This window comes from Bradyrhizobium sp. UFLA05-89 (genome assembly GCF_059803475.1).
The window spans coordinates 1-14,492 of the sequence record NZ_JBANBA010000009.1 but is presented as its reverse complement, the minus strand read 5'-3'; the positions used below and the strand labels follow the sequence as shown (position 1 = coordinate 14,492).

Here is a 14,492-nt window from a genome sequence, read left to right as displayed (position 1 = left end):
ACATTTCGCTAGCGCACACCGCCGTCGCCGATGATCGTGTACGGCGCCCAGAACAACGGATGCGCGTAGGCGAATTCGGTCTTGCCTTCGGCGTTAAGATAACCCGGCCCATCGACGAGAGCCATCATCGCCTGGCGCAGCGCCTCGCTTCGCCCGATCTTCGGATCGTCGGCCTGTCGCTTGAACAGGTCGGTCACCAGTTGCCGCGCCGATTGCGAATGCACCGACCAGTTCGTGACCAGCAGCGCGCGCGTGCCGGCATAGAAGAACGCGCGGCCAAGTCCCGAAGCCGCCTCGGCGCCCGCCCCGGCTCCCGCGCCCGTGTTGCACGCCGACAGGATGACCCAGTCCGCATCGAGCTTGAGGCCGAGGATCTCCTCCATAGTCAGCAGGCCATCCCCCTCCTCGCCTGTCACCGCCGGCGACGACAGTGCGAGCGCCGGCTGGGTCAGGCCGTTGAGCTCGCCCGGCACGAGGCCGTGGGTCGCGAAGGCGAGGATCTTGAAGCCGGAGAGGTTCATGGTCTTGACCGCGCTTTCCGTCGCCTTGCTGCCGAGAAACAAGACCTTCGACGGGTCGGCCTGCAAGGCGAGCGCGATCGACTTCAGCTCGTCCGCAGTATCGGGCAGCCGGGGCAGCAGCGCGAGCTCGGCGCTGTCGACGCCTTCGAGCTTCGGACTGTTGCGGCGCTTCAGGGGCATGCCGCGCGTCACGTTGCCGCCGGCATCCGCAACCTGGGTCTTGGCAACAGGAGCTTCCGCCTCGGCCTGCTGGTCCCTGTTGAAATAGGGATCGCCGAACGCCACCAGCTCGCTGCGTCCGGGCTTGCCGGGCGGCAACTGCCGCAGCGTCCGCAAGGCGGCCGCCGACGGCACCGTGGTCACCGCGTGGGTGCGCGCGAGCCATGGCACGTTGCGATAGCTGGCGAACAGCGGCTCGTCATCCTGCGCCACCTCCGCAGGCGCGGTCGGCAGCAAGGAAAGCGGCAGCAGGCCGAGCGCACCGTTGGTGACGACGATCAGGTTCTTTGCGGACTTCCAGCCGCCTTCAACCGGCTTGAGCAGGAGCTCGTAAAGCTCATAGGCGAGCTTGAGGTCGAACGGCGGAATGTCCGAGATCATCGCCGCCTGCGGCTCGAGCGCCTCGCGCAGCTTGCGGATCTTGGTCTCAATGTCGCCGATCCTGGCATTGATCGCGGCGAATGCCACCGGACCCGACTTGGGGACGGCCCAGACGAAGCTGCCATTCTGGCCGAAATAGAACGACAGCATCGCCTCGTTCTCGGAAAGCGTCGCGCGGATTTCAGCGACGCTCGGCGGCTTGGGCGAAACCAGATCAGCGTAAGACGGAAACTTCTGCTTGATCTCCTGGCGCGCCTTGTCGCGCTCGCTGCGCAGCGCCGCGATCGAGGCCTGGATCTGCTGAACGCCCTTCTCGTCGCGATCGGCCGAGGGAATGGCGAGTACGTTGTTGAGCGTGCCGAGCTGGGCATTGACCTGCTTGGTCAGGTCCTGCTCCTTGCGCACGAGATCGGCGAGCGCCGGGTCCTTCGCCGCCGCACGCGCGCTGGAGGCTGCAAGCGCCTGCTGCACCGACCGGCCGCGAATGGCGTCGGCAAGGCCAAAGGTCTCTTCGCCGACCTCGTTGCTGGTTCCCTCGGCACGTGCGAGCAGGAGGAAATAATTTTCGACGGTCCCTTGCAGCCGCTGGCTGCGCGCGGCAACAACCGTCGTGTTCTCGTCGTCGGCGTTCTCACGCGCATTCGACATCATGACAGGAATGGCGGCCTTGAACTCGCGGATCGCGTCCGCATCGCGGCGGGCCCGCATCAAGCCGATCGCCAGCGTCCCGCGTGCCGAGGCGGCGTCGAAATGGTTTTCGCCGACCCGCGCGACCTGCTTCTTCACCAATTGCTCGGCCGCGGCGATGCCGGCGTCGACCTGGCCGGAGGCATAAAGCGACAGGATGCGCGACGGATTGAGCTCGAATACCTGGCGGCGCTGCGGATCCCAATTGGCGACCGCCTTGTCGATCCTCGCGTACATCTCGTTGGCTTCAGGCGCCTTCCGCCGCAGCGCCAGGATACCGGCAAGCTGCGAGAGCAACCCGACGGTAGCCTGCGAATCCTCGGGCACGCCGACCGTCTTGTTGATCTCGATGGCGACGCGGCCGAGTTGCTCGGCCTCCTCGTAGCGGCCCTCCTCGACCAGAATGCCGGCCAGGCCCATCACGAAGCGCGGCGTGACCGGATTGTATTTGCCGGTGTCCTTTAACCGTGCCAAGAGCGCCCGGCGCGCGTCAACCTCGGCTTCAGCCAGTCTGCCCTGCCTCGCCTTCATGCGCGCCTGATTCAACACCAGGCCGTCGACAACTTGCAGCAGGAGCGTCTCTGCAGGCGGGTTTTCCGACTCCAACACTGCCTTGTTACCGGCGCTCTTGCGCAGCTCCGCGGTGCGATAAGCGGCCTCGGCTTCGGCAAATTGCCCCCGTGCCTCGAATATTATCCCGCGGGTAATCTCGATTTCACCCTCCCAGGTCTGGCCGAACTTTGCATAGGACGCTCGCCAGCCCGGAAGCCCACTGGTGCGCGCTTCCTGAATCCCGGTCAGGCTGCGACGCAAATAGGCTTCGGCCTGCGCGACATCGCCCATCTGGAGGAGAATGGACGCGACCGAACGGTTTGCGTTGAACTGATATCCTTTCGCGCCCGGCACGTTGGCCGTCTGGCGCAAGAGCTGTTGCATGATCTCCAGCGCGCGCTTGGGATCGCCTGCGAGGGCGTATTGCACCGACTGCAACTGCAACAATCGCCCCATCATGTTTGGGCTGACGGCCCCGCGGCCCACTTCCACGGCCTTGTTGGCGTCGGCGGTGGATTCGGCAAGTCGCCCGAGCTGGGAGCGCGCATTGGCGCGGTCGAAATAGAACTGGGCGAGATCCTCGCGTGACTCCTTCCCCGTGGGCGTCGAATCCGCGTCCGCCTTCAGCTCCGCGATCAGCTTCTCGTTCGGCTTTTCGCTGTCGAGGATCGAGGTGATGTCGGCGATCGTACGAGGCGGCGCCACAAAGCCTTTGGGCAATGCCGTTCCTGGCGCCAGCTTGGGCGCCTCCTCCTTGGGCGCCGCGACCGCGACATTGGCGCGGCCATTCGCGGCATTGAGGGCGGCGAGCACGCAAGCATGGACCTGCGGCTTGGCCTTGGCTCGACAGGCCTCGAGATTGGCGCCGCCCGCCGGCCCGCCTCCCGCGCGCATGCACGCCTGCACGATCGGCTTGCCGACCGTCATCCGGCAGTTCTCGACCGCCGCTTCCTGCGTGAGAGCGAATACCGGGCCGGTCGATGCCAGCAGAGCGCCGATTGCGAGGAGTTTGCGGATACCTAGCGGCGACAGGTGATTCAAATGACTTTCGAACATGGCCGGAGCCCCTGATCACATGCTGAAAGAAATGGTCAAAAATCAACGCGTCCAATGCATGCAATCTATCGATATCGGCGCTCGCGGGACAAGCACAAATCTATCCGACGAAGGTCCGAGAAGGCCCTGGTCGCGGCTGCTGCGCCGCACAGCCATTCGGTCACCGTCGGGGGTCACCGCCCGGACGGAACCGGGCCGGTTCGCCCTAGCCGCGCACGGTCACCGCCCGGCCGTAAGGCGGCTGGGCAGCGACCGGCGGATTGGCAGTCTGCGCGGCGAGCTCGCCGATCAGGCGGTCGGCGTCCGCCGCCATGCCGTCGGGCGCCTGGATCACCAGCCGCTCCAGCGCCCAGCGATAGGACGAGACGCGCTGCTCCAGGCATTGCTGCACCCACTGGACGATCAGCGAGTTCTCCTGCATGCGCGCGACCGCATCCGCCTTCTCCCTCGGCGACAGCTCGGAGACGCGGGCCATGCTCGCATCGCGCTTCCTGTCGAGATCGATGACGCGGATCGCGCTGGCGAAGAATGGCTCAAAACGGGTGATGTCGTTGCGCACGTCCTCGATGAGCTGCGCATAGCGCGAGGAATGCGAGCGGTGCGGCTCGTCGATCAGGGTGCGACCGTACATGGTGCGGTCGAACACGACTTTCTGCTGCCAGGGTGACGGCAGCGCCTTGTAGTCGCCGAACACGCTCTTCCAGGCGGGACGCGACAGCGGCGGCTCGATCATGGGATAGGCGAGGTCGCGAAGCTGGCGTTCCGCGTCGGTGAGCTGGAATTGCGACGCCTTGAGACCAAGGCTGCCCGTCACCTCGGCACCCAGCCAGCGGTGCATATCGTCGCTGCGCATGTCTTCGCGGGTGCGGCCGAAATCGCCGCCGCTACAGGCACTGAGTGTCGCGCCGATCAGCGCGAGCAGCAGGGCCGATGCGAAACACCGGATCTTGTGATGCGGGTCCGGCATTGCACGAAGGCCGGACTTTTAGCGACGCCGGCGGCGGCGCCCCGGCGCGGTGCCCTCTGCCGGTCCATGACCGCCGCTGGTCTCGTCCGATTCACGCTCGATGCGGATCACGGGAAGGATCAACACCCTCCCCGTCTCTGCGAGCGGAGCGACATCCCCCGATGAGCCCAGCCGGCGACCGGCCGGAAATTCAATGATGGTCCCCATGTCAGCTCTCTTCTATTGCCGCGCGACCGAACGGTCCTCACAACATGGGTGCCATTAAGATCAGCACATGGTTAACGGGGTGTAAACGCGCCAACCGGACCGTAACCACACGGGCAGAACGCGCCGTCCCGTTGCAGCACGACAACAGCTGAAAACGCAGCAACGGCTTCACACCTCGTTTTCCTTAACGAGCCTTTAAAACAACCCGCGATAGGCTGACGCGGACGATTTTTCTCGAGTTGCGTACGCCTCATGACCAAGCCGCTATTTCCAGCATTCGACGGGCTCATTACCCTGTCCCGTCGCGAAGGCGTCGATATTCGCCCCACGCTCTTGCGCGTGCTGACCGATCTTTACGTGCAGGCGAAGAGCCATGGCGGCGATGAGGAGCGGCAATTCGTCGAGCTCGCCTCGCGGCTGATCGACCAGGTCGACGATGCGACGCGCGCCGCGGTGAAGGCTCGTCTTGCGATCTATCCTGCAACACCCGCGCCGATCATGCAGAAGCTCGGGCTCCTGCCAGCACATGAGGGTCGGAGAATTCCGCTGGCGCGCGAGATTTCCGCGCCGCCCGCAGCGCCCGCGCCGGCCCGCACGCCGACGGATGCGGAGCTGCGGATGTCTGCGAACATGGCGATGCAGCCAAAGGACGCCGCTGAGATCCACGACATGTTCTTTCGCGCCACGGCCTCGGAGCGCGCATTGATCCTGCACAATCTGGCTCAGACTCCCCTGAAGGCTGCGCCCTGCATTCCGACCGCGCGTGCCACGCGCGCAATCCAGACGCTGGAATGGGCGGCCTATGCCGAGGACACCGAAAATTTCACGCTAGAGCTCGGCGAGAGCCTGATCCTGCCCTCGCGCGTCGCCGCGCAGATCGTGGACGATGCCGGCGGGGAAGCGCTTGCCGTCGCGGCGCGCGCGCTCGACATGCCGAGCCCCAACTTCCAGCGCATTCTCCTGTTCTTCAAGCCGGAGATCGGAACGTCGGTCAACACCGTCTACCGGCTGTCGCGGCTCTATGACCGCCTCAGCGATCGCTCGGCACTGGTGATGCTCGCTGCCTGGCGCGGCTCGACGCTGGCGGTGACGCGCGCAAAATATCAGTCGTCGCTCTATGACGGCGAACGCCAGCGCGCGCGCAGCAGTGCGAGCCAGCCGCGACCCGCAGTGCAGCCCGGCGCGATCCCGCCGATGCGGACAGGCACCGGCGGATCGGACCGCTAGATCTCAGGCGCGTGCCAATTCCAGAAAATGTCGCCCGGCGCGATCCTCGGTCTCGACGATCCAGGCGTCGGGGTCGAAGCGGATTTCCTTGGTGAGCCGCTCCTCGACCGCTGCTTCCGGCTGAGGTTGCGGCGCCATCGGCACGAAGAAGCGATCGACCGGCCGGCCGTCGTCATAGACAGTCTGCGGAGCAGGCACGTACAGCATCGCGTTGCCGTCAAGCAGCGACACCTTGACGAACACCGCGCCAGCCTCCTCGGCACCACGCCGGCGCACCGCGCCGAACACGCCTTCAGTCTGGCAGCGGCGCAAGTACGCCGCCACCCATATGTTCGATTTCAATCGCATGGACAGGACGATAGGCCAGCCGCGGAAACAGCACCAGTATCCGCGGCAATCAATGGCGATTATTCGACAGGATGTCCGATCACAGCCGCAAGCTCGCGCAACAGGCGGTCGGACACCTGCCCGGTCACCGGCATCTTGTGCTCGCGCTCGAACTTCTGGATCGCTGCCTGGGTTTCGCCGGAGATCGAGCCGGTCACCTTCAACTGTCCATAGCCATATTCGGAGAGCGCGCGCTGCACGGCGGCGACACGACGCATAGAGGGACTCTGCTGCGCCGGGATCGGCGCCGGCGGCCGCGCGACAACGACCGATTGCGACGGAGGCGTCGTCGCCGTGGCCTTGACGAGATTGGTCAGGGGATCGGCGTATCTGGCGGTCGAGGACGTTGCCTCGGCGACCTTCTCGGGCGCCGGCGGCTTCTCCGCAACTTTGGGCTCAGCGACGCGGAACTCCATCGGCTTCGGCTCGAGCGGCAGTGAATCGGCCGCAAGCGGGCGCGGCCGCGGCAATGGGCTCGACAACGCAGCAGCCGACGGCGCCGGCAAATTGATCACGGTGCCGAACATTGGCGCCGGATGGCGGCCGGTTTGCAGGAACAGCGCGTTAGCGATGATGGCGCTGACCGCGGCAAAGGCAACGAGACCAGCGAGAGTATCCTTGGGGCTGTGCAGCAGGATCCGCATCGCGAGATTACGCTCGGTCTCGACGTCGACGACCGCTGCCTTGGCGCCACGGCGGCGCGGAGCATCCTCATCTCTTGCAGACTTTCTAGGCACTTTTCTTCACCAAAGCCGGTTGGTCCTGAACATCATGGCGCGGCGGCGGTACCAGTGTCGCGATCTTGCTTTCGCTCTGCCGTCCTTGCGACGGCGTGCAGACGAGCGGCAGCTTGATGGTGACGGCCGTCCCCTCACCGAGCTTGCTTTGTATCGTCAACTCGCCGAGATGCAAGGCGACGAGGCTCTTCACGATCGACAATCCGAGGCCCGTGCCTTCGTGGCGACGCTGATAGGTCTTGCCGGCCTGGAAGAACGGCGCGCCAATCCGCTTCAGGTCGTCGGGCGCGATGCCGACGCCGGTATCGCTGATGCGAAGGAAGAGGTGCGATGGCGAAACCGTGGCGGCGACGGTGACCTGCCCTCCACGCTCGGTGAACTTGATCGCGTTCGAGACGAGGTTGAGCACAATCTGCTTGAAGGCGCGCGGATCGCCGGTCATCACCGGCAGATCCTGCGGCGCATCGGTGATGAGATCGATGCCGTTCTCGCGCGCCTTCAGCGCGAGCAGATTGCAGCAATGCAACAGCGCGGCGCGCGGCGCGAACGGTTCCGGCGAAATCTCGAACTTGCCGGATTCCATCTTGGACATGTCGAGGATGCCGTTGACGACCGACAGCAGGTGCTGACCGGAAGCGTTGATGAGCTCTGCGTATTCCTTGCGCTGGGCCGCCCCTAACATCAGGGTCTGCTCCTGCGCGATCATCTCGGAGAAGCCGATGATGGCATTGAGCGGGGTGCGCAACTCGTGGCTCATGGTGGCGAGGAAGCGCGTCTTGGCGGCATCGGCCGCTTCCGCGGCGCTGCGAGCCTGATCGAGCGCCTGCTCCTGCATCTTGCGATCGGTAATGTCACGCATCACGGCGACGACCTCGGGCTCGTGCGTCACGTCGCGGCCCAGATCCTGGTCAACCAAATCCTGGTCAAGCGGCCGGCAGCGCATCTCGACCCAGATGAAATCGACCTGGCCGCGCTCGCTGCCGCCAACCTCCCGCCGTAGCCGGAACTCGACGCCGCGCACATCGCCGCGCGCGGCGTCCGACAGCGCGGTGAGATAGGCCGGACGGTCGGCGACATGGACGCGATCGAACAGGCCGTGGCCAGTGAGCTGGGCGACCGGCACGCCGAGCATGGCCTCGACTGCTGGCGAGACGAACTGGACTGCGCCGTTGCGCTGATGCCGCGAGATGACGTCGCTCATGTTGCGCGCCAGGAGGCGGTAGCGCTCCTCTTCGCGCGACAGCAGCGCAACACTGGTACGCGCGAGCGATTCGGCGCCGAAGGCCAGACCCGCCGCATAAAGCGTCGCGGACGCAACGCCGAATGCGGTGAACATGCCGCGTTCGGCGGCATTGGCCTGGTCGAGCGGCAACCAGTCGAGATGACCGAACAGGATCAAGAGAGCCACGCAGGACAGCGCCAGCACCGAGGCAAAGGCAGCCACCCGGCGCGAGGCCGACAGCGCGGCCTCCAGGGGAACGACGACCAGCCAGACTGCGGCAAACGATTCGATGCCGCCCGTGGTCACCGCCACGGCCATGATCAGTCCGGCGAGCGCCAGCGATGACAGCACATGGGCACCTTCATAGCGGCCGGTGCGCGAAAGGAACCACGACAGCAGAATCGGCGCGATCAGCCAGGCGAAGGCCGCAACCTCGATCGCGCTGGGGGCGCCGCGCATGGCAAGATAAATCGGGAACGCGGCAAAGGCGGCGAGGCTGCCGAGCAGCCTGGGGGCCATGAAAGCCCGATGGCGCGCCCGCGTCAGCGCGTCATAACGCGCCGAGGGATGCAGCAGCGCATCGAGACAATCGCGGATGATACTCAAAACTGTCACGGGTCTCGCGCTTCGGCTCATGCATCGAAAAGACGCGCCGGAACGCCTCCTTGTCGTTGAGCCACCGTGTCAGAGCGACATTAAACGAACGCTAAGGCGGTGGCGCATGCGGCAGAACGCCGTGTGATTGCGCGGAATTTTACGCGATTTGACGGTTTCATTCGCGCGGATGGTGAACGCGGGGTTTCCGCATCCCCCGCCGTATGGTTTCGAATTGGTGGAAGGACGCAAGTCGGAGAGCGCGAGCCCGCATCAATCGAAAATTTACGAGCCTTTCGATTCGTTCAAATCCCACACAAAATTTCGTCGAATTAAGCTCAACGCAATCACTTGCGATTTATCGAAGGTTGCTAGGTCGAAGGCCCGCGGGGTGCCGCCGGCTGGATCTAACACGCAAGGTCGCAAGATGCGTTTTCTGCTCCGCATCACATTCTGGCTCGGGCTGGTGCTGGTGCTCCTGCCGCGGGACAAGACTCCCGAATCGGAGAAGGTGCCGCCGATCGGCGCCGCCGAGGCCGTGTCGGCCGCGACCGCGGCCGTCTCCGACATGAGCCAGTTCTGCAAACGCCAGCCCGCGGCCTGCGAGGTCGGCGGCCAGGCCGCAACCGTCATCGGCCAGCGCGCGCAGGACGGGGCACGCAAGCTCTACCAGATGCTCAATGACAAGAAAGAGCAGATCACCAACGGCAAGAATGAAAAGAAGGCGCCCGACCACACTGGCTCGATCGGCAGCATGGCTGAAGCCGATCTCGACCCTGGTCCGGCACAGCGCGACACCCTGACCCAGGACGACCTGGCGCTCGAATGGCGCGGGCCGGAAACGGCGAATTAGGGTCCAACCCCTATCGATTTCGCGTCCTTGCGTCCCTATATTGGCCCTGGGATCACACACGGGCCATCATGACGACGATCGACGAAATCAGGGACAATTTCGAGATTCTGGACGAGTGGGACGACCGCTACCGGTACGTCATCGAGCTCGGGCGCTCCCTGGAACCGATGCCGGAGGCGGAACACTCCGCCGACAACAAGGTGCAGGGCTGCGTCAGCCAGGTCTGGCTCTCCAAGCGGATCGATCGCGAGAATGGCACGCCGGTCCTCAAGTATCGTGGCGACAGCGACGCCCATATCGTGCGCGGGCTGGTCGCGATCCTGCTCTCGCTCTATTCCAACCGCACGCCGCAGGAAATTCTCTCGACTGACGCGCTCGCGGTGTTCGACGAGTTCGGCTTTCGCGACCACCTGACGCCGCAGCGCTCAAACGGCCTGCGCTCGATGGTGGAACGCATCCGCACCGATGCGCGCGAGGCGCTCGCCGAGGCTTCGTGACGCTGCGCTATTTACGTTTGCGCTGCTGCTGCCCCAGCCCCATCTTCTTCGCCAATTGCGAGCGCGCCACCGCGTAGTTCGGCGCGACCATGGGATAGTCGGCCGGCAGGCCCCATTTGTCGCGATACTGTTCGGGCGTCATGTTGTACTGGGTACGCAGATGGCGCTTCAGCGACTTGAAGCGCTTGCCGTCCTCGAGGCACACGAGATAGTCCGGCGCGATCGACTTCTTCAGCGACACCGCGGGCTTTGCCGGCTCGAGCGGCGCTTCGGTCCGACCCGAGGACACCCGCACCAGCGCGCCATGCACCTGGCTGATCAGGTTCGGGATCTCGGCCGCCGGCGTCGGATTGTTGCTGAGGTAGGCGGAGACGATGTTCGCCGTGAGCTCGATGAAGTTCTTACCCGCCGCATCTGACACGGATGGACCTCAGGACCGTTGGTCGAGATGCGTGCGCAACTCGTCGATCGAGGCGAAGCGCATCATACCTTCCGGCATCTGCGCCTCGATCGAGCCGTCGGAATAGAGCGAATAGGCCATCCCATCGACGACGCCCGATTTGAGCACGGTGACGGCCGGCTGCTCAGCCGGTGGTGCCGGACGTGGCTCAGGTGTCGGGGGCGACGCAGGAGCTGGCGCGGCTTCCGTAAAGCTCGAGGGCATGCGCGGCGGCGGCGGGCGGCGGAGCGGAGCTGCCTCCGGCGGCCGCATCCGTTCGGGCTTCGGCCAGGCATCGTCGAAGCTTGCCTGCGGTGGCTCGGCGGGCGCCGGATGCTCCTCACCCGGTTCGGCCTCGGAGGCCTTGGCCTGCGCGCGATCGCGCTCCTTGCGCGAGGTCGAGGCGAACAAGAGATTGCGCCGACGCGGCCCTTCAGGCGTTGCTGCGGACGCTTCCGGCATCGGTGGCACTTCGGCACGCGTATGCGCCGCTGCTTCATCCTGCCAGGGTGGCGGTGCAGCCGGCGATACCGGCATCATTGGGTCGACCTTGGCGGCCTCGCCAGGGACCGCTTCCGGCCCAGACGCGCCCGCCGTCGCAAGGCCCGGCGGAAGCACCGGCCTGACTCTAACCTCGGACAGTGCCGTCGTTGCGGCGAGCCGCCGGGCGATGCCTTTCAGCTCCTGCACGACGGTGTAAAGGCCCATCAGTAACATCCCGGAGCAGACGCCGATGGTCCCGCTGAGTATGAGAGTACTGCCGAGACTGAATTCCTTGAGCGAGATGCCCCAGAGGACCGTGAGGAGGCCCGCCACAAAGGCGAAAATCCCCGCGATCAACAATGCCAGTGCCATCGAACTCACCCCCGGCCGCGCATGATCGCGCGACACCGCCTACGCCAAGATACCGTCATATCGCACGCCTCGCCAACGGCGATTCGCCGTAACCGTTCCTTAAAATAGCGAAATCAGGGACTTATTCACATTCCCTTCAGCAACATCTCGCTAGCTCTATTGAAACTCCAGGATCTGGAAATTGCTGCGTTGCATCAGGAATTTAGCCATAATGCGCAATTACTTGGAAATGGAACTGCGCTATAGGGTTCCCGGGACAAAGGGCCGTGCGCACCGGCGCGGCCGAGAGGGGATTCCGGGTCACCGACTGCCATGACATCCATCACCACTTCGGCGATCGACACGCCTCTGGGGCGCTCGATTGAGCGGACTTGCGATGACCTTGCCATGCTGGTGCTGGCGGCGGTCGCGGTCATCGCGGGGCTAACCTTCCGCGACTACGGGCTTGGCTGGGACGACTACACCCACGCCGAATATGCCGACCTCCTGCTGCGCATGTTCGGCTCCGGCTTCAAGGACACCGCGGCGCTCTCCTTTGCCAATCTCTATATGTATGGCGGCGGCTTCGACATGGTCGCAGCGCTGCTGCACAAGGTCATGCCGATCGAGTTGTTCGAGACGCGCCGCCTCGTCGGCGCTGTCGTCGGCGTGATCGGGCTTGCGGTGACCTGGCGGCTCGCTCGCCGCATCGGCGGGCCACTTGCGGGTCTCGCAGCACTCCTGCTGCTCGCGCTCTGCCCGATCTTCTACGGGCACATGTTCATGAACCCGAAGGATGCGCCCTTCGCGGTGGCGATGATCATCCTGATGCTCGGCCTGGTGCGACTGGCCGAGGAATATCCGCAGCCCTCGCCGCGCACCATTCTGATCGTCGGCCTCGGCGCGGGCCTCTCGATCGGCACGCGTATTCTCGGGGGCCTTTCGCTCGTCTATGCGATGATCGGCTTCATGCCGCTGTTTCTGGAAGAGCTGCGCGTCGAAGGCACCCGCGAAGCAATCCGCCGCTTCGCCCATGTCGTCTACGTGCTGCTGCCCGGCCTCGTGCTCGGCTATCTCATCATGGGCCTGATCTGGCCGTGGTCGATCATGGAGCCCGGCAATCCGTTCCAGGCGCTGACCTACTTCTCGCATTTCTTCGAGAAGCCCTGGAAGGAGATGTTCGACGGCGCGCTGGTGTCCGTGCCCGACATGCCCTGGTCCTACCTGCCGACGCTGTTCGCGCTGCAATTGCCCGAAGTCATGCTGGTGCTGGCGATCGGCGCGGTCATCGGGACCTTGGTCATCCTGCCGCGCCGCCAGATTGCGGCGCGCCGCAAGACCGTCCTGTTGATGCTGACGCTCGCAGCCACGCTGCCGCTCGTGGTCGCGATGGTGAAGCGGCCCGCGCTCTACAACGGCATCCGCCACTTCGTCTTCGTCATTCCGCCGATGGCCGTCCTGGGCGGCGTCGCCTTTGCCTGGACCATGGAGCGCCTGCGGGCCAATCATCGCGCCTGGCAGCCCGTCGTGCTCGCCACTTTCTGCTTCGGCCTCGCGCTGCCGCTCGCCGAGATGATCCGGCTGCATCCCTATCAGTACACGCACTTCAACCACATCGCGGGCACCGTGCGCGCCGCCGACGACCGCTTCATGCTGGACTATTGGGGCCTGGCCTTGAAGCAGGCTTCCGACGAGCTGCGCGAGCAGCTCATCGAGCGCCAGGAAGTTCCGCCGCGCAATCGCAAATGGAAGGTCGCGGTGTGCGGCCCGCAGCGGCCCGCGCAAGTGGCGCTCGGTCCCGATTTTACCATCGGCTGGGATTCCAACGCTGCAGACTTCGCCATGACGCTCGGCGAGTTCTACTGCAAGGGCCTCATCGCGCCGGTCATGGTCGAGATCAAGCGCGACGACGTGGTCTTCGCCCGCGTCTACGATATCCGCGGCCGCAGCATTTCCAGCCTGCTGTCGATCCCGGCGCCGTAATAATTCTCTTCTGAATTGCAGCCCGGACGGAGCGAAGCGAAATCCGGAGACTTTGAGGGACCTCTCGAATATCGCGTCGCTCATGCGGGCTACGCTTGACTGCTGCGCTTCGCGCGCCTTGCTGCGACTTCCTCGCGGGACTAGGCTCCCGCTCCGCAACAACGAGGTTCGGAGTGATTTGCCATGTCGCCAGCGGAAGCGCGCGTGAAAGAAGTGCCGTCGAACATGACGGAGGCTGAGTGGCAACAGCGGGTCAATCTCGCCGCCTGCTACCGCCTCATCGCCCTTTACGGCTGGGATGACCTGGTCGACACCCACATCTCGGCCCGCGTGCCCGGCCCCGAGCATCACTTTCTCATCAATCCCTACGGGCTGATGTTCGACGAGATCACCGCATCCAGCCTGGTCAAGGTCGACCTGCACGGCAACCAGCTCACCGAGAGCGAGTACAGCATCAACCCCGCCGGCTTCACCATCCATTCGGCGATCCATGAGGTGCGCGAGGACGCGATCTGCGTGCTGCATCTCCACACGCTCGACGGCACCGCGGTTTCGAGCAGCGCGGAAGGATTGTTGCCGCTGAACCAGACCGCGCAGCTCGTCACGCACGACCTCGCCTATCACGACTATGAAGGCATCGCGCTCGATCACCAGGAGCGGCCGCGGCTGCAGAAGGATCTCGGCGACCACAACCACATGCTCTTGCGCAACCACGGCACGCTGACGGTCGGTCGCTCGGTCGCCTCCGCATTCGAGCGCATGTATCACCTCGAGCGCGCCTGCTCGATGCAGGTGCGCACGCGGGCGCTCGGCACGCCGGTCTATCCGGTCGAGGAGATCGCGATCGAGAAGAACACCGAACTGCTCTCCAACCGCGACCGCGCCGAGCTTCGCGCCACCAACCTGGTGTGGCCGCCTCTGCTGCGCAAGCTCGACCGCGTCAATCCGGGCTACCGGACTTGAGATTTGCGAGGATTCGTGTAAGATCTTCTGCGAACGACCTCTGCACGTTTTGGAATGAAACGCCGCCCAATTCCGGGCGGCGTTTTTATTTGGTCGTTTGTGAAGAACGTTTCTGAGCACCGTTTTTACGCAAGGTGTGGTTGCGATAGGCGGCGACAGAGTATCC

13 protein-coding genes are annotated in these 14,492 nt (G+C 64.7%); 5 read left to right on the top strand and 8 right to left on the bottom strand.

What is annotated here, in order from left to right; all coding sequences use genetic code 11:
• Positions 1-8: 8 nt before the first annotated feature.
• The 3 genes from SO139_RS07130 to SO139_RS07120 form a co-directional block, all read right to left on the bottom strand.
• The gene (locus tag SO139_RS07130) at positions 9-3,416 is read right to left on the bottom strand and encodes a CHAT domain-containing protein (protein WP_449383824.1); all 3,408 of its coding nucleotides are present in this window, start codon (positions 3,414-3,416) and stop codon (positions 9-11) included.
• A 205-nt stretch (positions 3,417-3,621) separates the two neighbouring features.
• Positions 3,622-4,383 (bottom strand): hypothetical protein, encoded by a 762-nt coding sequence (locus SO139_RS07125; protein WP_449383825.1) that lies wholly within the window; start codon positions 4,381-4,383, stop codon positions 3,622-3,624.
• Between the two features lie 18 nt (positions 4,384-4,401).
• Positions 4,402-4,590: a hypothetical protein gene (locus SO139_RS07120; RefSeq protein ID WP_449383826.1), complete on the bottom strand. Its 189-nt coding sequence runs from the start codon at positions 4,588-4,590 to the stop codon at positions 4,402-4,404.
• Between the two features lie 252 nt (positions 4,591-4,842).
• Here SO139_RS07120 and SO139_RS07115 point away from each other — a divergent pair, with 252 nt between their 5' ends.
• Positions 4,843-5,817: a DUF2336 domain-containing protein gene (locus tag SO139_RS07115; protein ID WP_498539842.1), complete on the top strand. Its 975-nt coding sequence runs from the start codon at positions 4,843-4,845 to the stop codon at positions 5,815-5,817.
• Positions 5,818-5,820: 3 nt separating this feature from the next.
• Here the strand turns inward: SO139_RS07115 and SO139_RS07110 are convergent, their stop codons facing one another.
• The 3 genes from SO139_RS07110 to SO139_RS07100 are packed head-to-tail and all read right to left on the bottom strand — an operon-like array spanning position 5,821 to position 8,799.
• Positions 5,821-6,165, bottom strand: coding sequence for a DUF1491 family protein (locus tag SO139_RS07110; RefSeq protein ID WP_449383828.1), 345 nt, complete (start codon positions 6,163-6,165; stop codon positions 5,821-5,823).
• 59 nt (positions 6,166-6,224) lie between these two features.
• A complete protein-coding gene (locus tag SO139_RS07105; RefSeq protein WP_449383829.1) occupies positions 6,225-6,941 on the bottom strand; it encodes a peptidoglycan-binding domain-containing protein in 717 nt (238 codons plus the stop codon).
• Positions 6,934-8,799, bottom strand: a complete 1,866-nt coding sequence (locus tag SO139_RS07100) for a PAS domain-containing sensor histidine kinase (protein WP_449383830.1) — start codon at positions 8,797-8,799, stop codon at positions 6,934-6,936. Before SO139_RS07100 ends, SO139_RS07105 begins: the two co-directional genes overlap by 8 nt.
• Positions 8,800-9,184: 385 nt before the next feature.
• On the opposite strand from SO139_RS07100, the gene SO139_RS07095 reads away from it, so the two are divergent.
• Together SO139_RS07095 and SO139_RS07090 are read left to right on the top strand one after the other, a co-directional pair.
• Complete coding sequence (locus tag SO139_RS07095) at positions 9,185-9,610, top strand: DUF5330 domain-containing protein (RefSeq protein ID WP_449383831.1); 426 nt, start codon at positions 9,185-9,187, stop codon at positions 9,608-9,610.
• Positions 9,611-9,678: 68 nt separating this feature from the next.
• Positions 9,679-10,107 (top strand): SufE family protein, encoded by a 429-nt coding sequence (locus SO139_RS07090; protein ID WP_498539841.1) that lies wholly within the window; start codon positions 9,679-9,681, stop codon positions 10,105-10,107.
• A gap of 7 nt (positions 10,108-10,114) precedes the next feature.
• On the opposite strand, the gene SO139_RS07085 is transcribed toward SO139_RS07090, so the two are convergent.
• Both SO139_RS07085 and SO139_RS07080 read right to left on the bottom strand, forming a co-directional pair.
• Positions 10,115-10,528 carry a Ros/MucR family transcriptional regulator gene (locus SO139_RS07085; protein ID WP_449383833.1) on the bottom strand — a complete coding sequence of 138 codons (414 nt, stop codon included), beginning with the start codon at positions 10,526-10,528 and terminating at the stop codon, positions 10,115-10,117.
• Positions 10,529-10,537: 9 nt separating this feature from the next.
• Positions 10,538-11,401, bottom strand: coding sequence for a DUF308 domain-containing protein (locus tag SO139_RS07080; RefSeq protein WP_498539840.1), 864 nt, complete (start codon positions 11,399-11,401; stop codon positions 10,538-10,540).
• Positions 11,402-11,713: 312 nt separating this feature from the next.
• Between SO139_RS07080 and SO139_RS07075 the strand changes: the two genes are divergently transcribed.
• Both SO139_RS07075 and SO139_RS07070 read left to right on the top strand, forming a co-directional pair.
• Positions 11,714-13,363, top strand: a complete 1,650-nt coding sequence (locus SO139_RS07075) for a glycosyltransferase family 39 protein (protein ID WP_449383835.1) — start codon at positions 11,714-11,716, stop codon at positions 13,361-13,363.
• A 183-nt stretch (positions 13,364-13,546) separates the two neighbouring features.
• Positions 13,547-14,326: a class II aldolase/adducin family protein gene (locus SO139_RS07070; protein ID WP_498539839.1), complete on the top strand. Its 780-nt coding sequence runs from the start codon at positions 13,547-13,549 to the stop codon at positions 14,324-14,326.
• The last annotated feature ends 166 nt before the right edge of the window (positions 14,327-14,492 follow it).